The 21032-nt window shown below is 74.6% G+C and carries 20 protein-coding genes; 11 read left to right on the forward strand and 9 right to left on the reverse strand.

Annotated elements, in window-relative coordinates:
- Positions 1 to 44: 44 nt before the first annotated feature.
- From ACK586_RS16570 to ACK586_RS16595, 6 genes are all read left to right on the forward strand, one after another.
- A complete protein-coding gene (locus ACK586_RS16570) occupies positions 45 to 1547 on the forward strand; it encodes an NADP-dependent isocitrate dehydrogenase (protein ID WP_409331598.1) in 1503 nt (500 codons plus the stop codon).
- Positions 1544 to 1993, forward strand: a complete 450-nt coding sequence (locus tag ACK586_RS16575; protein ID WP_409331599.1) for a hypothetical protein — start codon at positions 1544 to 1546, stop codon at positions 1991 to 1993. The genes ACK586_RS16570 and ACK586_RS16575 overlap by 4 nt, the downstream gene beginning before the upstream one ends.
- Positions 1994 to 3133: 1140 nt before the next feature.
- Positions 3134 to 3868: a baeRF3 domain-containing protein gene (locus ACK586_RS16580; RefSeq protein ID WP_409331600.1), complete on the forward strand. Its 735-nt coding sequence runs from the start codon at positions 3134 to 3136 to the stop codon at positions 3866 to 3868.
- Positions 3865 to 4431: a copper chaperone PCu(A)C domain-containing protein gene (locus ACK586_RS16585; protein ID WP_409331601.1), complete on the forward strand. Its 567-nt coding sequence runs from the start codon at positions 3865 to 3867 to the stop codon at positions 4429 to 4431. The genes ACK586_RS16580 and ACK586_RS16585 overlap by 4 nt, the downstream gene beginning before the upstream one ends.
- On the forward strand, positions 4428 to 6203 hold the full coding sequence (locus ACK586_RS16590) for a long-chain-fatty-acid--CoA ligase (protein WP_409331602.1): 1776 nt from the start codon (positions 4428 to 4430) through the stop codon (positions 6201 to 6203). The genes ACK586_RS16585 and ACK586_RS16590 overlap by 4 nt, the downstream gene beginning before the upstream one ends.
- A 5-nt stretch (positions 6204 to 6208) precedes the next feature.
- A complete protein-coding gene (locus tag ACK586_RS16595) occupies positions 6209 to 7093 on the forward strand; it encodes a bile acid:sodium symporter family protein (RefSeq protein WP_409331603.1) in 885 nt (294 codons plus the stop codon).
- Positions 7094 to 7118: 25 nt separating this feature from the next.
- Here the strand turns inward: ACK586_RS16595 and ACK586_RS16600 are convergent, their stop codons facing one another.
- Positions 7119 to 7835 carry a CPBP family glutamic-type intramembrane protease gene (locus ACK586_RS16600; protein WP_409331604.1) on the reverse strand — a complete coding sequence of 239 codons (717 nt, stop codon included), beginning with the start codon at positions 7833 to 7835 and terminating at the stop codon, positions 7119 to 7121.
- An 86-nt stretch (positions 7836 to 7921) separates the two neighbouring features.
- On the opposite strand from ACK586_RS16600, the gene ACK586_RS16605 reads away from it, so the two are divergent.
- Both ACK586_RS16605 and ACK586_RS16610 read left to right on the forward strand, forming a co-directional pair.
- Complete coding sequence (locus ACK586_RS16605; protein ID WP_409331605.1) at positions 7922 to 9142, forward strand: acyltransferase family protein; 1221 nt, start codon at positions 7922 to 7924, stop codon at positions 9140 to 9142.
- Positions 9139 to 9879 carry a hypothetical protein gene (locus ACK586_RS16610; protein WP_409331606.1) on the forward strand — a complete coding sequence of 247 codons (741 nt, stop codon included), beginning with the start codon at positions 9139 to 9141 and terminating at the stop codon, positions 9877 to 9879. Before ACK586_RS16605 ends, ACK586_RS16610 begins: the two co-directional genes overlap by 4 nt.
- A gap of 50 nt (positions 9880 to 9929) precedes the next feature.
- Here the strand turns inward: ACK586_RS16610 and ACK586_RS16615 are convergent, their stop codons facing one another.
- The 8 genes from ACK586_RS16615 to ACK586_RS16650 are packed head-to-tail and all read right to left on the reverse strand — an operon-like array spanning position 9930 to position 17020.
- Entirely contained in the window at positions 9930 to 10421 is a 492-nt protein-coding gene (locus ACK586_RS16615; RefSeq protein ID WP_409331607.1) for a Na+/H+ antiporter subunit E, read from the reverse strand.
- Positions 10422 to 10426: 5 nt separating this feature from the next.
- On the reverse strand, positions 10427 to 12121 hold the full coding sequence (locus tag ACK586_RS16620; RefSeq protein WP_409331608.1) for a proton-conducting transporter transmembrane domain-containing protein: 1695 nt from the start codon (positions 12119 to 12121) through the stop codon (positions 10427 to 10429).
- Positions 12118 to 13638 carry a complex I subunit 5 family protein gene (locus ACK586_RS16625; RefSeq protein ID WP_409331609.1) on the reverse strand — a complete coding sequence of 507 codons (1521 nt, stop codon included), beginning with the start codon at positions 13636 to 13638 and terminating at the stop codon, positions 12118 to 12120. The genes ACK586_RS16620 and ACK586_RS16625 overlap by 4 nt, the downstream gene beginning before the upstream one ends.
- Positions 13635 to 15122, reverse strand: a complete 1488-nt coding sequence (locus ACK586_RS16630; protein WP_409331628.1) for a complex I subunit 5 family protein — start codon at positions 15120 to 15122, stop codon at positions 13635 to 13637. The genes ACK586_RS16625 and ACK586_RS16630 overlap by 4 nt, the downstream gene beginning before the upstream one ends.
- Positions 15122 to 15430 (reverse strand): cation:proton antiporter subunit C, encoded by a 309-nt coding sequence (locus tag ACK586_RS16635; RefSeq protein WP_409331610.1) that lies wholly within the window; start codon positions 15428 to 15430, stop codon positions 15122 to 15124. The genes ACK586_RS16630 and ACK586_RS16635 overlap by 1 nt, the downstream gene beginning before the upstream one ends.
- The gene (locus ACK586_RS16640; protein ID WP_409331611.1) at positions 15427 to 16431 is read right to left on the reverse strand and encodes an MnhB domain-containing protein; all 1005 of its coding nucleotides are present in this window, start codon (positions 16429 to 16431) and stop codon (positions 15427 to 15429) included. Before ACK586_RS16640 ends, ACK586_RS16635 begins: the two co-directional genes overlap by 4 nt.
- Positions 16428 to 16721 carry a monovalent cation/H(+) antiporter subunit G gene (locus ACK586_RS16645; RefSeq protein ID WP_409331612.1) on the reverse strand — a complete coding sequence of 98 codons (294 nt, stop codon included), beginning with the start codon at positions 16719 to 16721 and terminating at the stop codon, positions 16428 to 16430. Before ACK586_RS16645 ends, ACK586_RS16640 begins: the two co-directional genes overlap by 4 nt.
- A complete protein-coding gene (locus tag ACK586_RS16650) occupies positions 16718 to 17020 on the reverse strand; it encodes an MrpF/PhaF family protein (RefSeq protein ID WP_409331613.1) in 303 nt (100 codons plus the stop codon). The genes ACK586_RS16645 and ACK586_RS16650 overlap by 4 nt, the downstream gene beginning before the upstream one ends.
- A 175-nt stretch (positions 17021 to 17195) precedes the next feature.
- Here ACK586_RS16650 and ACK586_RS16655 point away from each other — a divergent pair, with 175 nt between their 5' ends.
- From ACK586_RS16655 to ACK586_RS16665, 3 genes are all read left to right on the forward strand, one after another.
- Positions 17196 to 18206, forward strand: a complete 1011-nt coding sequence (locus ACK586_RS16655) for a calcium/sodium antiporter (protein WP_409331614.1) — start codon at positions 17196 to 17198, stop codon at positions 18204 to 18206.
- Positions 18207 to 18359: 153 nt separating this feature from the next.
- The gene (locus ACK586_RS16660) at positions 18360 to 19373 is read left to right on the forward strand and encodes a calcium/sodium antiporter (protein WP_409331615.1); all 1014 of its coding nucleotides are present in this window, start codon (positions 18360 to 18362) and stop codon (positions 19371 to 19373) included.
- 171 nt (positions 19374 to 19544) lie between these two features.
- Positions 19545 to 20957, forward strand: coding sequence for an acyltransferase family protein (locus ACK586_RS16665; protein ID WP_409331616.1), 1413 nt, complete (start codon positions 19545 to 19547; stop codon positions 20955 to 20957).
- The last annotated feature ends 75 nt before the right edge of the window (positions 20958 to 21032 follow it).

Here is a 21032-nt window from a genome sequence, read left to right on the forward strand (position 1 = left end):
TTTTCGCGTAAAGCGTTACGCATGACTCCAGCGAGGAGGCCCCCATGACCACCACCGCCACCCCCGACCAGCTGGCACCGGCACCGGCACCCCGACCGCAGGAGCGCCCGCCGGCGGTGCCGATCACGGTCGCACGGGGCGACGGCATCGGCCCGGAGATCATGGATGCCACCCTGCGCGTCCTCGAGGCGGCCGGCGCCCGGCTCGCCGTCGAGGAGATCGAGATCGGCGAGGCGGTCTACCGGCGCGGGCACACCGCCGGCATCGAGGCAGCGGCCTGGGAGTCGCTGCGGCGCACCAGGGTCTTCCTCAAGGCCCCCATCACCACCCCGCAGGGAGGAGGCTTCAAGTCGCTCAACGTCACGGTGCGCAAGGCGCTGGGCCTCTATGCCAACGTGCGCCCGTGCGTGGCGTACTCGCCGTTCGTGCCCACCCGGCACCCGGGCATGGACGTCGTCGTCATCCGGGAGAACGAAGAGGACCTCTACGCCGGTATCGAGCACCGGCAGACCGACGAGGTCACCCAGTGCCTCAAGCTGATCAGCCGGCCCGGGTGCGAGCGCATCGTCCGCTACGCCTTCGAGCACGCCCGCCGGCACGGCCGCCGGAAGGTCACCTGCTTCACCAAGGACAACATCATGAAGCTGACCGACGGGCTGTTCCACCGCGTCTTCGACGAGGTGGCCGCCGAGTACCCGGACCTGGAGTCCGAGCACTGGATCGTCGACATCGGCGCGGCCAAGCTGGCCGACACCCCCGAGGCCTTCGACGTCGTGGTCATGCCCAACCTCTACGGCGACGTCCTCTCCGATGTCGCGGCCCAGGTCGCCGGATCTGTCGGGCTGGCCGGCTCGGCGAACATCGGCGACCAGGTGGCCATGTTCGAGGCGATCCACGGCTCGGCTCCGCGGCGCGCGGGTCAGGACGTCGCCAACCCCTCGGGCCTGCTCATGGGCGCGGTGATGATGCTGGTGCACATCGGCCAGGCGGAGGTCGCCGAGCGCGTCCACAACGCCTGGCTGGCCGCCCTCGAGGCCGGCGCGGCCACCTACGACATCGCCCCACCTGGTCGCACCCCGCTGGGCACGCGGGCCTTCGCCGATGCCGTCATCGCGCGGCTGGGTGAGCGCCCCGCCACCCTGCCGGCGGTCACCTACGCCGACCTGCCCCCGTTCACACCGCCGTCCCCGGCGGTGCGCGAGCCGGAGCGGAAGACCATGGACGGCGTGGACGTCTTCGTCCACCGGGCCGGCATCTCCCCCGACGACCTCGCCGCCGCCCTCCGCGAGGCGTCGCGCAGCTGCTACCTGCAGCTGCGGATGATCTCCAACCGCGGGGTGAAGGTCTGGCCGGACGGGCTTCCGGAGACGTTCTGCACCGATCACTGGCGGGCCCGCTTCCTGGCGCCGTCCGAGGGCTGCGCCCACCCCAAGCACGTGCTCCAGCTGCTGCACTTCCTCGAGCGGGCCGGCCTCGACTTCGTGAAGACCGAGGGTCTCTACCGGTTCGACGGGGAGCCGGGCTACTCGCTGGGGCAGGGGCAGTGAACGTCGCCACCGCACAGCACCGGGGACACTCCGCCATCGGCAGAACCACGTGCGCCTACCACCCTGACCCGGCGTCCGGACCGCCACCGCCGTGCTGGATCGCCCAGGCCTCGGACCGGGCCAGGCTCGAGCTCGCGTTCGCCATCCTCCGCCGGTACGGCATCGCCGCCGTGCCGACCACGGACCAGGACGGCGAAGGCGCGCGCCGCCGTGTGGAGGAGTGGCTCGCCGCCTCATTCCCCGCGGGGGCCGGCTCCTACGTCCTATGGGCATCCGAGGACGACGAGCTCTGCTTCGACGAGGCGGGCAACCTGGTCCGGGACTTCCCGCTGCTGCATCCACGCCACGTGGAGGCTGCCCTCGTCGACGCGCTTGAGCGGGCCGGCCTCCCGTGGCGGAACGACACCGATGACCGGAGAACGGTCGTGGTGAGCGTCGCCCGTTGATCGTGCATCTCGCGGCTCCGCGCACCTGCGCTGGGTGTGCGGAGTACGCGCGAGGGCTCCGGCCTGCGTGGGGTTGAGGGCGCCCCTTCCGGGGGCAGGAAGCGGCCGGGGATGCCCCACCGGAAGGCCTCGAGGGCCCCGGCCTGCGACGTGCGCCCGCGGACGCACGGGGCGACTCCTGGTACCGCGACCGCCGTGGTGTGCCCGTCGGGCTGGACGACGTGCGCGCGGTGGTGGATTCGACGCCGGCGCCCAGGGCAGCGTGGCCGGCATTGTCCTCGTCGCCGGCAGTGGCGGTCGCCGCGCCCACTGCTTGGTCGATGTGCGCTGCCGTGGCGGCAACCGGTTCGACCCGGCCTCGCGCGTAGATCCTGGCCGCTGCGAAGGGGCCTTGTGCGCCCACGTGGCAGGCCCGCGATCTCCACGTAGACATACGACGAGGGTTACGTGTAACATCTTTCGCACGAGGGGAGTACCCGCCGCACCTGCGGTGCCGATGCCCGTCAGTCCCGGCCCCCGCGCCCGGGCTCCGGCCGGTCGATGGACCGGGGAAGACCTCGCACGAGAGGCCATGGAGTCCCCGTGCCGATGCGCGCAACCCTCCTCCCGCTGTCCAGCCGTCGAGGCCCGGCGAACGAGCGTCGGTCCCTTTCGGCCGTGGCCGTCGGGCCCGGACGCACGTTCAGGCGCTCCATCGAGCTGGTCGGGAAGTGAACGGGGTGACGGGAACCCCGGACCCCGCTGCGCGGGGGGCATCCACGTCGACCGCTCCGACGCGTTCCACCATCGAGCGGCTCCGCTCGGCCCGTGGCACTCCGTCGGTGTCGCTGCTCGCATCCACCACCCCGGGCCCGACCATCTCGGAGGCCGACGCCCGGACTCTTGCCGGGATGGCGGCAGCCGCGGGCGCCCGATTGCTCGGGCAGCCGGCGGCCGACCCGGACGCGGTCGCCCGTGCCCTGCACGCCACGGTGTCGTCCGCGCTCTCCGGGCCCACCGGCCGCGCGATCGCCGTCTTCGTCAACGCCGAGGTCCAGGAGGTCGTGCGGCTCGCCGACCCGGTCACCGATCGGGTCGTCGTCGGCCCGACGTTCGCCACCCGTGACCTCGCGCCTCCTCCCCCGCACACCGGAGCACGTCGTGCTGTTGCTGAGCGAGCACGAGGCCCACCTGCTCGACGACCGCGGCGGCCGCTCCAGCCGGCCCATGTGGTCCGGCTTCCCGCTCAACGCTCGGGAGGTCCTCACCTCACCCTCCCCCCGGCGCCTGGACGACTTCCTGCACGAGGTGGACCTCGACCTCGGTGTCCGACTGCGCCGGGCCCCGGCGCCCCTGGTCCTGGTCGGCGAGGACCACGTGCTGGCCGCGTTCGAGCGCATCTCGCGCAACACGGGCCGGCTCGCCGGGACGGTCACGCTCGTGGACCCGCAGGAGCGGCTGATCGACCTTCTTCCCCGCATCCGGTCGACGGTGGAGCGGTACCTGCGGTCCCAGCAGGAGGATGCCCTGCGCTTGATGGATTCCCGCCGCCCCCGCGGAGAGGTTGTCGACGGTGTCCGCGCGGCGTGGTCGGCTGCCCACGCCGCGCGGCCGGAGATGCTCGCTGTCGAGGCCGGCCTCGTCTTTCCCGACCGGAACGCCGAGGGCGGCAACCACCAAGAGGCCGATGGATCGGTCGAGGAGCTCATGCGGCTGGTCCACCAGCGGGGCGGGTGGGTGGTCGTCGTCGCTGACGGGCTGCTCAGCGAGCATCACCGCGCAGTCCTGACCCTCCGGTCACGAGCCCGGTCCGCTCCGGGGGCCGCGACGTGGCCGATGTCCCGTCGAGCCGGTACCGGCACCGATGACGGCCCCTGGAAGGAGCGGACCTCATGACCCCCGGACGACGATGCGCCGTCGCCCTCCTGTTGTGCGTGGCACCGCTGGTCCTCGGCGCGTGCGGAGCCGGTCAGGCGGCCCAGACGGCGACGTCCGCCCGTGACCACACCGGAGGCGCGGCCCGTGTCGGCGACCTCACCATCCGTGCAGCCCAGCTGGCCTATCCCCGCGACGGAGTGCGCGATCCCGGCGAGCCGGTTCCGCTCACGATGGCGGTCGAGAACAGCGGGCGGGAGGACGACGTGCTCGTCGACGTGCGCGGTGAGCCGTTCACCGGTGCGGCCATGGAGGCGGCCGGCGGGCAGTCAGGCATCCCCCTCCCGGCGGACACGACGGTGTTCGTGGGAGACGGAAGCGGTGACGGCCCGACGGTGACCCTCATCGGGCTCGTCGATCCGAAGAGCTCGGCCCAGTCGGTGGAGCTGACGCTCACCTTCGCCCGCGCGGGCGAGACGACGGTGCGCGCCATCACCGCCCCGGCACCCGACACGCGACCCCGCGCGCCGGCGTTCGACTTCCACGAGGACCACGAGGCCGACATGCCAGGGGAAGCCCCGTGATCAGCCCGGTCGGCGGCAGCGGACAGGAAGGCACGACCCCGGTCACCGCTGCTCCCCCGCCGCCCCGCGGTGCGCCGGACAGCGCGGGCTCGCTGTCGATCCCGCCCTTCGACAACCTGCCCGACATGCTGACCTCGACGGCGCGGGAGCACCATGCCGCAACCGCTTTCACCGCCGTCCTGCCCAACGGGATGAACGGCCGGATCTCCTACGCCGACACCGACCGTGCCGCCGACGCCTTCGCCGCCTACCTGCGCGAGGAGCTCGGGCTGTCCCCGGGTGATCGGGTGGCCGTGCAACTGCCGAACTGCCTCGCCTACCCGGTCGTGGCCTTCGGCGCGCTGAAGGCCGGCTGCGTGCTGGTGAACACCAACCCGCTGTACACCACGCCGGAGCTTAGGCGGCAGTACGCCGACGCCGAGGTCGCCGCGGTCGTGGTGGCCGACCTCTTCGCCGACCGGCTGGCACCGGCGCTGCCGGATCTGGGTCACCCGCCGGTCGTCCTCGCTCCGGTCACCTCCTTCTTCCCGCGCTACGTCGCCGGCATCGTCCGAACGGTGCAGCGGGTCTGGGACCGGACACTGCCGCCGGTTCGCTTCCCGGCGACGAGGTTGGGCGATGCCCTGCGGCGCGGCGTACACCTCCTCGCCGCCGGCGGCACCGACCGGTACTGGCGCGACCTGGGCCCGGCGGATCCGGCCGCGCTGCAGTACACCGGGGGCACCACGGGGGTGAGCAAGGGGGCCGTGCTCACCCACGGCAGCCTGCTGGCCAACTGCGAGCAGATGATGGCCGTCACCGGCGACCTCATCCGCCCGGGCCGGGAGACGGTGTTGACGGCCCTGCCGCTCTACCACGTGTTCGCCTTCACGGTGAACCTGCTGGGCTTCCACCGCCGCGGCGCGCACAACGTCCTGGTCCCCAACCCGAGGCCGCTGACCAACCTCAAGCGGGCGCTGGAGAACCACCCGGTCACCTGGATCACCGGGGTCAACACCCTGTTCGACGGGCTCTGCCGCGAGCAGTGGTTCGTCGACCACCCGCCGCCGGCGCTGCGGGCGGCGGTCGCCGGGGGCATGGCGCTGCACGGCTCGGTCGCGCAGCGCTGGGAGCAGGTCACCGGCGTCCCCGTCGTCGAGGGCTACGGCCTGACCGAAGCCTCCCCGGTGCTCACGTTCAACCCGCTCGACGACCGCGCCCGGCCAGGCACCGTCGGCATCCCGGTGCCAGGGACGCAGCTGCGCTGCGTCGACGACTCCGGTGCGACGGTGCCCGCCGGCGAACCCGGGGAGCTCTGCGCCCGGGGTCCGCAGGTCATGGCCGGGTACTGGCGCCGGCCCGAGGAGACGGCCGCCGTGCTGCGCGGCGGCGAACTGCGCACCGGTGATGTCGCGATCGTCGACCGGGACGGCTACGTGCGCCTGGTCGACCGCACGAAGGATCTGGTCCTCGTCAGCGGCTTCAACGTCTACCCCACGGAGGTGGAGGAGGTGCTCACCGCACACCCCGGCATCCGCGAGGCGGCGGTGGTCGGCGTGCCGGACGCCGCCTCCGGGGAGCGGGTGCGGGCCGTCGTCGTCCGCACCGACCCGGCTCTCACCGCCGAGCAGGTGCGGGCGTGGGCCGTGCAGCGGCTGACCGGGTACAAGGTGCCCCGCGAGGTGACCTTCGCCGACGACCTGCCCAAGTCACCGATCGGCAAGATCCTGCGCAAGGACGTCCGGGCGGCGCAGGCGGACGCCCCGGTGCCGGTCCCGCGGACCGGGGGCTGACGGCGGTGGTCGGCCCGTTCGAGCAGGCGATGCTCACCGCCATCCTCGCCGTCGTCATGCTCGGCATGGGGGCGGCGATGACCTTCCGCGACCTGGGCGACGAGCTCCGCCGTCCCCGCTACCTGGCGCTGGCGGTCGCCGGGCAGTTCGCGATCATGCCGCTGATCGCCTTCACGCTGGCCTGGCTGCTGCAGCTGCCCCCGGCCCTGGCGATCGGCCTGGTGATCGTGGGCTGCATGCCCGGCGGGACGACGTCGAACCTGTACACGTACTTCGCCCGGGCCAACCTCGCCCTCAGCGTCGTGGTGACCATCGGGACGACGCTGGCGGCGATCGTGCTCGCCCCGCTGACGCTGCTCTTCTACGGCGGCGCGCTGGCCGAGGGCATCGACGTGCCCACCTCGAACGTGGTGGCGAGCCTCGTGCTGCTGGTGCTGCCGGTGCTGCTCGGGCTGTGGATCCGGCGCCGGACGGCCAACCTCGGCGCCACCCTGGAGCTGGTGGGCAGCGTGCTGGGCGTGCTCTTCATCGTCCTGCTGATGGTCACCTGGGTGCCGCGCAACTGGCAGCTGCTGGTCGAGTCGCCGTGGCAGGTCTACGCCGGGGCGATCGGCCTGCCGCTGCTCGGCATGGCCGCGGCGTACGGGTATGCCAAGCTGCTCGGCCTGGGGGTGCCCGACCGGCGCACGCTGGCGCTGGAGATCGGCATCGTCAACGGTCCTCTGGCCATCACCCTCGTGCTGCTGTCGTTCAGCGGCGCCGTGGAGCAGGACGTGCTGCTCATCCCGGCGCTGTACTCGCTGTTCGTGGTGATCACTGCGACGTTCGTGACGATCGGCTTCCGGCGGGCGCACGACCGTGCCCAGCAGCAGCTCCCCGAGCTGCTCTGACCAGCGGCGAACGGTGAGCAGCGCGTCAGTGGACCCGGTGAGCGGCGGCCGCGGCGAGCAGGCCGAGGCTGTTGGTGGCCAGGTGCAGCAGGACGGGGGCGAGCAGGCTCCCGCTGCGCCGGCGCAGCTCGGCGAGCAGGAGGCCGGCGGCGGCCGTGGCCAGGCAGGCCAGCAGCACCGCGCCGGCACGGGCCAGGTGGCCGTCGACCAGGTCGTTGGCCGCGAGCGCGGACAGCGTCGGCCGGACGTGCCACACACCGAACACCGCGGCGGCGATGACGGTCCCCGCTCGCCAGGACGTCAGCCGCACCAGTGCGGCCAGCAGCACGCCGCGGAACGCGACCTCCTCCCACACGACCGTGCCGAGCGGGATGCGGACCAGCGCCGCGGCGGCGAGCTCGGCAGCGGGCGTGCCTGCCACCCGGCCGTCGAGGAGGAGGGGGCGCAGCCCCGGGAGCGCGAGCGCCGCAGCGTAACCGGCCGCCACCACTCCGGCGGCGCCGAAGCCCCACCGGGCGCCGCTGCGCAACCACCGACGGCCCAGACCGAGCTCGGCCCAGCACAGCCCGCACCAGCGGGCGATGGCGAGGAGCACCACCGTCGCCGCGCCGTTGAGCGCGACGTAGGGCCCGGTCCCGGCAGGCACCCACGGCACCACCACGTTGTTCCAGGCCACGAGCACCGGCACCAGGGCGCCGGTGAGGATCAGGAGACGTCTGCGGTCGTCGCCGAGCACGCGCACAGGACGATCTTCGTGCACGAGTCGCCGAACGGCGCTCGGGCAGGCACCGGACGCCGTGGCCTCGGTGCCGGAAGGAGGCGCTGACCATGCCGAGCCGGATGCAGGCGATCCTGCGCCACGCCGCTGCCGGCACGCCGGACACCCGCGACCGGCTGGTCGACGCAGCCCGGGCGGCGAGCATCCTCGTCGTCACGGTCTGGCACTGGACGCTGTCGGTGACCCACCGCACCGACGGCGGAGTCCTGGCCATGCCCAATCCCATCGACGCCGTGCCGGGCGGCTGGCTGGCCACCTGGGTGCTGCAGGTGATGCCTGTCTTCTTCCTCGTCGGCGGGTACGCCAACCTGGCCGCCTGGGAGAGCACCCGCGCGACCGGTGGCTCGGGGGCCGCGTTCGTGGCTGACCGGCTGCGCCGGCTGATGGTGCCCACCGCCCTCTGGGCGGTCCTGTGGCTGGCCGCCGAGCTGGTCGCGGCACTGCTCCCGGGCCCGCACCGCTGGGTGTGGGAGTGGTTCCCCGGCTTCCTCGTCCCGCTGTGGTTCCTCGGGGTGTACGCCTTGCTGGTCGCCGCCGTGCCGGTCACCGCGCGGGCGCACCAGCGCTTCGCCGGACCGGTGCTGGCCGGCCTGGCCGCGGCGATCGCGGTCGGCACCGTGGCCGACCGGATGGTGGGTCCGACCTGGGCGGGCTGGGTGACCATGGGGCTCGTGTGGCTCTTCTGCCACCAGCTCGGCTACGCCTGGCGGACGAGCCGCCTGGGCGCCGCGCCGCTGCGGCGCAAGCTCGCCGTGGTCGCGGCCGGCCTGGCCGCGCTGGTGGTGCTGACCACGGTGGGCGGCTTCCCGCGTTCGATGGTCGCGACCGTGGGCGACCCGGAGTCGAACATGTTCCCCACCACCGCAGCCATCGCGGCGCTGGCCGTCTTCCAGCTCGGCCTGCTGGCTCTGCTCGCTCCCGCCGCCGACCGCTGGCTGCGCCGGCCCATCCCGTGGCGTGCGGTGGTGGCCCTCAACGTGGTGGCGATCACCGTCTTCCTGTGGCACATGACCGCGCTGCTCGCCGTCGTGCTCGCGGTCGAAGCTCTCGGCGGCACGCTGCTCACCGAGCCCACTGCCGAGTGGTGGGCGCAACGCTGGCTGTGGCTGCTGGCGCCGGCGGCCGTCCTGGCCGCCCTGATCGCCGCCGTCGGCCGGGTCGAGCTCGCGGCCCGACGCGGCAGGCAGGCCGCGAGCCGGGAACCGGCCGGACGCGTAGGACCGTTCATCAGGAGGGCGGAGTCCCGCCGCCCGGAGGAGGAATCGCGATGACCGCACCCCCGCCGACCGTCCTCGCCGAGCTCGAGGGGCCGGTGGACGGCGACCTGTCGTGGCTGCTGTCGCTGGACCCGGCGCTCCTCGCGGTGCTCGGGGGCCTCGTGCTGGTCCTGGTGCTGGTCGTCGTGGTGGCCACCGGGCTGGCCGTCCGGCGGGTCCGGCGCAGCGGCCTGGCGGCCCGCGGCCGGGAGCTGGCCGCCCTCGGCCGGGAGATGGGCGTGCAGGGCGCCACGGCGGCCGCCGCACGACGATTGCCACCGGGCGAGCGGCGGACCGCCGCGGAGCTGCAGCTGGAGGTGGCCCGCGGCCGGGGCCGGTTGCGCCGCCGGGTGACCTCCGCCCAGGAGGCCGGCGCGCACCTGGGCGAGGTGCCGGCCCTGCTGCCTTCGCTGGAGGCGGAGGGCAACCGGATCGAGCAGCGCCTGCGCCAGCGGGCGCTGGCCCCCGGCACGGCCGGCCCGGCCGACGGTTCCGCCGACCTCGAGGCCGAGGCGCGGGCCTACCTCGAGCTGCTCACCGAGGCCTGCGACGCGGTCGACCAGGCGGAACGGGTCGTCCCCGAACCCGGCCGGCTGAACACGGAGGTCTCCGACGCGGTGAGCGCGCTGCGCGCGCACACCGCGGCCTACCGGGAGCTGACCGCCCCCCACCCGCCGCCTCCCCCACCCGACGCGACCGGGTCCGGCCGGCCGGCTCCCGTGTCCGAGGAGGACTCGGCGGGTCGCGCGTGAGCGCCCTCGGGCCTCGGACCCCGCGCCGGACGCCGACGAGTGCGGCCTGGTCAGCCGGGTGCCGACGTCCCCCCGTAGAGCGCGGCCAGCCGCCGCTCGGCGGCGACCAGCTCGTCGGGGTCGAACGTCGCCCCGTCGAGCACGTGCACGTGCAGCGCATGCTGGTCGATGCGCAGCGCGAGCGTGCCGGGTAGGACGGAGATCACGTCGGCCATCAGCACAGCCAGGTCGTCGTCCCCGTGCCGGAGGTCGTGGCGGACCACCGTCGACGTGACCGGAGGTCCTGGCCGCACCGCCAGCCACGCCACCCGCGCTCCCGCCCGGACGCAGGAGGTGAGGAACCACGTTCCCGCCCGCAGCAGAGCAGCCGGCCGGGGACGGCGCCGAGGGCGGGGCGGGAGTACCCACAGGCTGGCCGCGGTCGCGGCCAGGATCACGAGCACGGCGAACTGCGGGCCGACCAGCGGGCTTCCCTCACTGACCACCCACCAGAGCGCGGCCAGCACGAGCGCCCGTCCGGCCACCTCCGCAGCCCACCGCACCGCCCTCACGCGAGCAGCACCCCCGCCAGCACCACGAGCACGGTCAGGGCCAGTGACCCCACGGCTCGCCACCGCGCCAGGCGGAGCACCTCCACGGCGTCTGCCGGCAGGCGGGCGGCCACGGCGTGGGCGACCGCCACCGAACTCTGCACCAGCTGCCCGGGCAGCCGGCCGGCCACGTCCAGGACGCGCAAGGCACCCGCCGCGGCCGGCTCGTAGACGACGACCAGATCACCGGCGGGCACGCGCGGCGCGCGCGACGACCACCGTCGGCCCGACCCGCTGCGACCCAGCGCGACCAGCGCCAGGCCGAGCAGCACCGGCCACGTCCCTGCCCACAGCGCCGCGAGGGTGGTGCCCGGCGTCGCCGGCGGCGCATCGGCCGCCAGCGCCCAGACCAGCACCGGCCCGGTGATCAGCAGCAGCAGCCAGCCGCTCTCCAGGACGGTCCACCGCGCCGGGACGGTCGGCTCGGCGGCGAGGGTGGTCCAGAAGCGCCCCAGCAGCAGCAGCGTGCCCACGGCACCCACGGACAGCACCACCTCAGGCACTGCCGCAGCATCGGCCAGCTCCTTGAGGCCGTACTTCGCGACGAACCCGTTCAGCGGCGGCAGGCCGGCCAGGGCAAGGCCGGCCAGGGCCACCCCGCCCAGGGCGAGCCCGCGCCGCCGGCCCTGGGAGGCCGCCTTCACGACCGGGACGGACAGGAAGAGCGCGGCCTTGGCGGTGCCGTGCGCGGCCGCGTAGACCACGGCGACGGCCACGGCGGCCGCGCCGACGGCCGGTTCCCGCAGCCCCGCTCCCACGGTGACAGCCAGGTATCCCATCTGGCTCACCGTCGAGTAGGCCAGCTGCACCTTCGCCTCGGCCTGGACCAGACCCACGACCACCGCGCCGAAGATGCCGACCAGGCCCGCTGCCACCAGCGCGGAGCCCAGCTCGGGCAGCGCCACCGCACCGATGGGCAGCAGGTGCAGCCAACCGACCAGGCCGGCCTTCACCATCGCGCCGGACAGCACGGCGCTGGCCGGCACCGGCGCGGCCGGGTGCGCGACCGGCAGCCAGGCGTGCAGCGGGAAGGTGCCGGCTTTGACCGCCAGACCGGAGACGACCAGCGCCGCGGCGGGCAGGTTGCCCGGCTCACCCAGCGCCTGCCGTACCGCGGGCAGCTCGGGACCTCCGGCGTCAGCCACCGCGACCAGCAGACCGCTGAGCAGCAGGACCTCCCCGACCAGCGCCATACCCAGGTAGACCCGGCCGGCGCGCAGCGCACGGTCGGTGCGCGAGTGCACGACCAGCCCGTAGGACGCCAGCGACATCACCGCGAAGCCGACGTAGAACGTCACCGCGTCGGCGGCGGCGAGCAGGGCGAAGTTGCCTGTGCAAGCGACCAGGAACACGCCGAGGAAGGCCGGCAACCGCGGATCGCCGGACCGCTCCGCCCGCGCCGCGGCCAGGGCCACCGCGTAGAGCAGCGCGGTCACGGCGAGCAGGGGGCGGGAGACCGTGTCCAGCTCGAGCTCGACGCCGAGGAACAGCCAGGGCACCGACAGGGCCGGCGGTCCCGCGGCCACCAGCACGCCGGCGGGCAGGCAGGCCAGGGGGGCGAGCGCGACGGCGGCGCCGCGGGTGACCCGCGGCACGAGGGCGCCGGCCAGCAGCAGCGGCGCCAGCAGCGCGGCGGCCCACAGCGCGGTCACGGCACGGTCCGTTCGGCGATGGCGACGGCCAGTGCCAGCGGGCTCCACGGCGCAGCGGCGAACAGGCCGGCCGCGAGGGAGGCCACCGCCGTGACCACCAGCGGCACCAGCAGCGTGCGCGCGCACTCGGGGCGGCGGCGCCCCGGCGGCGCGTGCTCCGGCGGCGCGTGCTCCGGCGGCGCAGGCCCGTCCGGGGCCCGCAGCCACGCGGCGACGACGACCGGCAGGAAGTAGGCGGCGTTGAGCAGGGTGGACAACGCCAGCACCGCCACCACCCAGGCGTGGCCGGCGTCCAGCGCGCCGACACCGAGCAGGTACTTGGTCACGAAGCCGGCCACCGGGGGGACGCCCATCATGCCGAGCGCGCCGACGGTGAACGCGGCTGTGGTGAGCGGCATCCGGCGGCCGATGCCGCGCAGCTCGGAGACCCGGTGCAGGCCGTGGGTCTCGGCGATCGCCCCGGCGCAGAAGAACAGCGTGATCTTCATCAGCCCCTGGTGCACCAGGTGGGCCAGGGCCGCCGTCGTGCCGGCGACCGCGCCCACCGCGACGCCGAGCACGATGACCGAGACCTGGCTGACCGTGGAGTAGGCCAGCCGCCGCTTGAGGTCGTCCTGGGTCAGGGCCCGCGCCGACCCGTAGAGGATGGTGAACCCCGCGACCGCCGCCAGCGGGACGAGCACGCCCAGTCGGGTGGCGACCGCGACGCCGTAGACGTCGTCGACGACGCGCACGATGCCGAAGGCGCCGGCCTTGACCACCGCCACGGCGTGCAGCAGGGCGCTGACCGGGGCGGGGGCGACCATGGCCCGGGGCAACCAGCCGTGGAGCGGGAAGACGGCGGCCTTGACGCCGAAGCCGGCCACCAGCAGCAGGAACAGCGCCTGCATCAGCGCCGGCCGCTCGTCGGCCAGCGCGGCCACGGCCGCGATGCCCCCGGGCGCGAAGGTGCCACCGCCGCCCAGGGCGGTCAGCGAGGCCACCGCGACCAGCAGGACCGCCCCGCCCGCGACGGTGTAGCGCAGGTAGGTGCGGGCCCCGGCCAGTGCCTGCGGCGTGCCGCGGTGCGCGACCAGCGGGTAGGTCACCAGGGTCAGCAGCTCGTAGAAGACCAGCAGCGTCACCAGGTTTCCGGCCAGCGCGATGCCGACGGTGCTGGTGACGCACAGGCTGAAGAAGCCGAAGAACCGGCTGCGGTGCGGAGAGCCTTCCAGATAGCCCACCGCGTAGACCGTGGTGACCAGCCACAGCGCCACCGACAGGGCGATGAACAGCAGGGACAGTTCGTCGAGGCGCAGCACCAGGTCGACGCCGGGAGCCAGCGAGGTCGCGAACTCGAACCGCTGACCGTCGAGCACTGGGGCGAAGACGGCCGCGACGAGGGCCAGCTTCGCGGTGGCGCCGACCAGGTTGATGGTGGTGCGCAGGCCGTGCCGCTCCTCACCGAGCGGGAAGATGGCCAGCGCCGGGACCAACGAGGCAGCGAGCAGCGCGAGCGGGACGGCGGCCGGGGTCATGGCGGCCCCCCGGACGGCCCGCTCGCCGGCGTGCTGGCGGCCCCGGCGACGACCGGCGGGACGGAGTCGGCGACCCTTCCGGTGAGACCGGCCCCGGTGAACCCCAGGACGACGGCGAGCACCGCCAGCGCGACGGCAGGCACCTCGCGGCCCGGCGACTCGCTCAGCCGGCGCCGCGGCCGGTCGACCGTGCTGCGGTCGAAGGTCAGTGAGACCACGCGGAACACGTACGCGGCCGTCATCACGCCGGCGACGACCAGGGGGACCGCCCAGTACCAGCGGCCGGTCTGCACGCTGGACTGCAGGAGCAGGTACTTGCCGGTGAAGCCGAGGCTGGGGGGCAGTCCGGCCAGGCTCAGCCCGGCCAGCGCGAAGGCGGCCACGGCCAGGGGATGGCGAGCGGTGGCCCCGGCCATCGCCGGCAGCCGATCGGTGCCGTGCGCCGCGGCCAGGGCGCCGGCCGCCAGGAACATCGCCGCCTTGGCGAAACCGTGCGCCACCAGCAGGGTGAATGCGCCGACCCAGGCGGCGCGCAGGCCCGCCGCGTCGGCTCCCGACCCCGGGGTGGCCAGGGGGAACACGAGGAACAGCTGGCCGATCTGGGCGATGGTCGAGTAGGCCACGACCAGCTTGAGGCGTTCCTGCCGCAGGGCCATCCACGCCCCCCACAGCGCGGCCACGGCGCCCAGGCTGCCGAGGATGCCGGCGGCCGGCAGGGTGGCGGTGCCCGGCAGCAGGGTGAACCAGTACAGCACGAGGACGAACAGGGCACCCTTGACCACCAGTGCGGACAGCACCGGACTCACCGGCGCCGGCGCCCCTCCGTGCGCCTCGGGCAGCCACCCGTGCAGCGGCAGCAGAGCGCATTTGAGCATCATCCCGACGGTGACGGCGGCCAACGCGACCGCCGCGACCGCCGGAGACCCCGGGGTCTCGGCGAGGGTGGCGAAGGCCAGCGTGCCCCGGTCGGCGTAGAGCAGGGCGACCGCCAGCAGGTACAGCAGCGAGCCCAGCACCGTCACGAACAGGTAGCGCAGGGCCGCCTGCAGGGCGACCCCACCGGCAAGGGCGACCAGGCCCACCGCGGACAGCGCCAGCACCTCGAACCCCACGTAGATGGTGAAGGCGTCGGCAGCGACGAAGACGACGTCGAGCGCCAGCCACACCCCGAACCACAGCGGCCAGAAGGCCCCCTCGCGCCGCTCGGCCAGCGCGTACGCCGTGACCGCGAGGCCGACGACCGCCGTCATGACGAGGAGCACCGCGGACAGGTCACCGACGACGAGCGGGATGCCGAGCGGCGCCTCCCACCCGCCGAGCGACTCGCGCGGGGTCGCGCCGGGAGCGAGGGCCACCGCCCCGACCGCAGCGGCCGTCGCGAGAGCGCCGGCGGCGGCCACGGGGCGCACCAGGGCGGCGGAGCGGAGGACGGCGGTGAGCAGCACCGCGGCCAGCGGCACCGCCACCACCAGGCTGGGCGGCATCACCGGGGCGGCCCGGGTTCGGCCCCGCCGTCCCGACCCACGGCCTCGACGCGCTGCACCAGGGCCAGCGCGACGGCGGTGATGCTGACCGTGACCACGATCCCGGTGAGCACCAGCGCGTGGGGCACGGGATCGGGGGCGTCGGGGTCGGTGCGCCAGGCGACCGCGGCCAGGACGACGAACACACCCGTGCCGAGCACGTTGGTGGCGATGACCCGCCGCAGCAGGTCGCGCACCGCGACGAGGGCCACCAGACCGATCACGGTCATCGCCCCGCCCGCCGCGGCGAACACCACGGCCCGCGTCACCGCGCCGCCTCGAGGGGCACTCGAGAGGCGTCCAGGTCCCGCGGCAGCGGCGGGACCAGGCAGAGGTAGAAGACGGCCAGGGTGACGCCGACCGACAGCGCCAGTGCGGTCTCGATGGTGACGATCGCGGCCGTGCCCAACTCGCCGTAGGTCAGCAGTGCCCGGCCGCCGAGCACGCCGGCGATCCCCACGGCCAGGAAGACCGCAGTGCCGAGGACCAGCCCGTAGCGGACGACCTCCGGACGCAGGACGCCCGGCCGCCGGCCGGCGAGGACCAGCAACACGAGCAGCCCGGCCAGCACCGCGCCGCCCTGGAAGGCACCTCCGGGCCCGTAGCTGCCGACGTAGAGCACCCAGCCGGCCAGCACGACGCCCAACGGCACCGCGGCGCGCGCCAGGAACGACAGCGGGGCCGCCGCGGACGGGGGTGCCGGAGCCCAGTCGGCGCAGTGCGGCGGGACCAGGGCCACGCACACGACGGCCGCCACCAGCACCACGGCGACCTCCAACAGCGTGTCGAAGGCGCGGAAAGCCAGCAGGACGGCGGTCACCGGGTGCTCCACGCCGCTGTCGGGCACCCGGCCGGCGACCAGTTCGGGCAACCGGCCCGGCGCCGGCTCCGTGAGGACGGGGACGAGGGCGACTGCCAGGACCGCGCCGGTCGCCAGGACCGCGGTCGCGACGGCGGCCCCCCGCAGCGTCCGACGACCGCGCCCGCTGCTGCCGGTCCGGACATCGGCGGCGCCACCACTCCGGCTCCCGGACGTGGTGGCCACCGTCCGCAGCAGCAGGGCGCCGGTGGCCGCGGCGCCGACGCCGACCTCGGCCAGCGCGAGGTCCGGCGCGGCCAGCCGGGCGTAGCCGGCGGCCACCACGACACCGAGGCCGATGAACAGCACGACGGCGGTGGAGCGCGACCGCACCAGCAGGCAGAGGGCGCTCAGGACGACGGCCGCGCTGGCCAGCACGACGTCCAGCACCAGGCCGACGGCGTCGCTCACGTTGGCTCCCGGGTGGCGGTGGCGTCGGTGGCTGCGCCGGCCACCAGTTGAGCGCTCGTCGGCGACGTGGCCAGGACGACCACCCAGACCAGCCCGAGCTTCGCGGCCGACGCGGCGGAGTCCGCGCGCAGGGCCAGCCCGGCCAGGAGCAGCCCGAGGCCGAGGTTCTCCGCGGTGCTCAGCGCGTGCAGGCGGGCGGCGACGTCGGGGAAGCGCAGCAATCCGACCGACGCGGCGAGCACGCACACCGCACCCGCGAGCAGGAGGACGAGGGCGGCGGCATCGATCACGGGCTGCCCTCCGACCGCTCCGGGCCGGCGCCGGCGACCGGGGTTCCCGGCGCGCGCTCCCGAGCCGCGAAGGCGGCGGCGAGCACCGAGGACAGCAGCACCAGGACGAGGGCCGCGTCGCGGTAGGCGCGGTCGTCGGCCAGGTCGCCGAGCACGGCCAGGAGCGCCGTGCCACCGATCGAGGTGAAGTAGACCCCCACGATGCGGTCGGCGCGGGTCGGACCCCGCAGGACGCGGACGACCGCCAGCAGCGCGGCGAGCAGGACGAGGACGGCCACGCTGAGCAAGGCGGCTACCACCGGCGCAGTCTTGCGGCGGGCACACCCGCCGGGCAAGCCTCGCGACCCGACCGTGATCCACGTCTCGTCCCGCCCCCGAGACCCCACCGGCCCTTGACGCGGCCGCGGCTCTTCGGGCACGTTCGCCGACGCCGCCGGGGACGACCGCTCACCCCCCGGATCGCAGGAGGGCTCCGTGGGTGTCACCGTGCTGTCCCTCGTCGGGGGGCTGGCCCTGCTGGTGGCCGGGGGCGAACTCCTCGTGCGCGGCGCGGTACGGCTGGCGACCCGGCTCGGGGTGTCCCCGCTGCTGATCGGGCTCACCGTGGTCGGGTTCGGCACGTCGACCCCCGAACTGGTCACCAGCGTGCAGGCGGCGTTGGTCGGCTCGCCCGGCATCGCCGTCGGCAACATCGTCGGCTCGAACATCGTCAACGTCCTGGTCATCCTGGCTCTGGCCGCGCTGATCTGGCCGCTGGCCGTCCCGCCCACGGCGCTGCGTCGCGACGGTGTCCTCGTGGTGGCCAGCGCTGCGCTGATGGGGCTGATCGGCTGGCTGTGGACCCTCGACCGACTCGCCGGCGCCCTGCTGATCGGGCTGCTGGGCGCCTACCTCTACGCGAGCTGGCGACAGGAACGCACCGGTCCCCCGGCCGGGCAGCACGGCGCTGCCTTCGACCGGGCCGATGCATTCGAGGACCTCGACCCCGCGCTCTCGCCCGAGGCGGTGCGCGCCCGGATGGCCGAACGGCCGCGGTCCGAAGGCTGGGTGGTGCCGCTCCTGCTCGCCGTCGGCGGCCTGCTCCTGCTCGTCGTCGGTGCCCGATTCCTGGTCGGCGGGTCGATCGACCTGGCTCGCGAGCTCGGCGTCGGCGAGGCCGTGATCGGCCTGACGATCGTCGCCATCGGTACCTCCATGCCCGAGTTGGTCACCTCGGTGGTGGCCGCCGTGCGCCGGCACACCGACGTGGCCCTGGGCAACGTGCTGGGATCGAACGTCTACAACGTCCTCGGCATCGGCGGGGTCACGGCGCTGATCTCCCCGACCGAGGTGCCCGAGGCCATCGTGCGCTTCGACATCCCGGTCATGGTCGGGGTGTCGCTCGCGCTGCTCGCTCTGCTCCACACCCGCCGAGCGCTGGAGCGTTGGGAGGGCGCGCTCATGCTCGCCGGCTACGTCGTCTACGTCTGGGTCCTCTGGCCCTGAGCACGGGACCGGGCACAGGAATCCCTCGCCGTCCCGCGGACGCGTGGGCGCTATGGTGCCTCGGCCGCATCCAGGCGCTGTCCCTCCATCCGGGACGGCTGCGTGGCGTCCGCACCACGGCCGTTGCTGTCCCGAACCCCCCGAAGGGCCTCCATGGGTGTCACCGTCCTGTCCGTCCTCGGCGGGCTCGTCCTGCTCGCGCTCGGGGGTGAGCTGCTGGTCCGCGGTGCGGTGCGGCTGGCCGAGCGGTTGGGTGTCTCGCCGCTGCTGATCGGCCTGACCGTCGTGGGCTTCGGTACGTCCACCCCCGAGCTGGTGACCAGCGTGCAGGCGGCCTTGGTCGGCTCGCCCGGCATCGCCGTCGGCAACATCGTCGGGTCCAACGTCCTCAACATCCTGGTCATCCTGGGCCTGGCCGCGCTCATCTGGCCGCTCGCCGTGCCGCCTGCGGCGCTGCGCCGCGACGGCGTCGCCGTGGTGGCCACGGCCGCGCTGCTCGGGCTGATCGGCTGGCTGTGGACCCTCGACCGACTCGCCGGAGCCCTGCTGATCGGGCTGCTGGGCGCCTACCTCTACGCGAGCTGGCGGCAGGAACGCACCTCCGAGCACCCCCCGGGCGGGCACACCGCCGCCTTCGACAAGGCCGAGGCGCACGAGGGCCTCGACCCGGCGCTGGTGCCGGGTGCGGTGCGCGCGCCGGGCCGGCCCGCGCACCGCGCCGCCGACCGGGTCGTCCCGACGCTCCTCGCGCTTGGCGGTCTCCTGCTGCTCGTCGTGGGCGCCCGACTCCTCGTCGGTGGGTCGATCGACCTGGCGCGCGAGCTCGGTATCAGCGAGGGCGTCATCGGGCTCACCGTGGTCGCCCTCGGCACCTCCATGCCCGAACTGGTCACCTCGGTGGTCGCCGCGGTCCGTCGGCACACCGAGGTGGCGCTGGGCAACGTGCTCGGCTCCTGCGTCTACAACACCCTGGGCATCGGCGGGGTGACCGCCCTGGTCGCCCCCACCGACGTGCCCGACGAGATGCTGCGCTTCGACATCCCGGTCATGGTCGGGGTCTCGGTTCTGCTGCTGGTGCTGCTGTACACCCGGCTCGCCCTGCAGCGATGGGAGGGCGCCCTCCTGCTCGCCGGTTACGCCGCCTACGTGTGGGTGCTCTGGCCCTGACCGGCGGGCGGCATCATTGCGCCCTGGACAGGCGAAGCCGGTTTCGCTAAACTGTCCTCGGAATCGGGGAGTAGTCCGTACGGCGATCTCGTCATCCCGGCGCACCGCCCGGGGTCGCCGCCCGCGAGGGTGGACCAGACCGCTTCCGCGACCGACGCGGGAGGTGGTGCCATGTCGCGGATGCCCGCCCCGAGCAGGGGCCCGTCGCTGCGCACCCTGGTCGAGCAGACCCCCGACAGCCGGGACCGGGCGGTCGACCTGCTGCGCGCGGCGGCCATCCTCACCGTCGTCTTCTGGCACTGGGTAGCGGTGGTCATCGTCGTCCGCGACGGACAGCTGACCGGCACCAACGGGCTCGGCCTGTGGCCACCCGCGGAGTGGCTGTCGTGGTTGTGGCAGGTCATGCCGCTGTTCTTCCTCGTCGGCGGCTACGCCGGGATGGCGTCGTGGCAGTCCGCCCGAGCCGCCGGCCGCCCGCCGCTGGGCTGGTTGGCCGACCGTCTGCGCCGCCTGCTGCGGCCCACCACCGTCTTCCTGGCCGCCGTCGTCGCCGGCATCGTCGTCGGCCGGCTCGTGGCCGACCCCGGACTCGTGGCCACGGCCGCCTGGCTGGTGGCGATCCCGCTGTGGTTCCTGGCCGTCTACGTCGCCGTCGTGGCCGTCACGCCCCTGCTGGTGCTCGCGCACGAGCGCTGGGGCCTGTGGTCGATCGGCGCGCTGGTGCTCGCGGTCACGGTCGCCGACGCCCTGCGCCTGGCCTCCGGGCAGGCCATGGCCGCAGCGCCGAACTTCCTGCTGGTCTGGCTGTGCCTCTACGCCCTCGGCATGGCCTGGCGGGCCGGCACGCTACTGGCGTGGCGCAGGACGCCCGCGGCGATGCTCGCCGGCGGCGGGCTGCTCGCCGTGGCGCTGGTCGCCCTGGGCCCCTACCCGGTCTCGATGCTGGGTGTGCCCGGCGAGCAGTTCCAGAACACCGCGCCCCCCACGCTCGCGTTGCTGGCCTACGGGGTAGCCCAATCCGGGCTGGTGCTGATGCTGCGGGACCCGCTGGGTCGGCTGGCCCGCCGGCGGCTGGTGTGGACGGCGACCGCCGCGGTCAACGCGACCATCCTGACGGTCTACCTCTGGCACCTGGTGCCGGTGCTGGTGGCGGCGCCGGCGCTGTACCTCACCGGTCTCCTCCCGACGCCCGAGCCGCTGTCGGCCGCGTGGTTCGGCCTGCGCCCGGTGTGGGCACTGGCCTGCGCTGCCGTGCTGGTCGTCCTCGTGTTCGCCCTCGGCCGGTTCGAGCGACCGAGGCGCGCCGGCCACGTCCGGCCGGCCGCGGAAGCCACCCCCGCCCGGATCGCCGGCGCCGCCCTCGGGGTCGGCGCGACCTGCGCGGGGCTCGCCCTGCTCACCGCTGCCGGCACCGGGAACGTCACCCGCCCGGAATTCCTGGCGGCCACGGTGCTGCTCTACGCCGCCGGCCTCGGGCTGACGCGGGCGGCCGTCCACGACGACCTCGTCCTGCGCAGCGGAATTCGCACGTCGTCCTCCAGTGGGGTTGGCTCTCGCCGCTCGGCCGAGCGGCCCGACGAGTAGGCGGGTGGTTGCGGTGACCGACGTCCTCGCGTGGTTGGCCCTGATCCTGTGGATCGGAGCCCTCGCCCTCCGGGT

The sequence above is a fragment of the Trujillonella humicola genome (assembly GCF_046233715.1).
GTDB lineage: Bacteria > Actinomycetota > Actinomycetes > Mycobacteriales > Geodermatophilaceae > Trujillonella > Trujillonella humicola.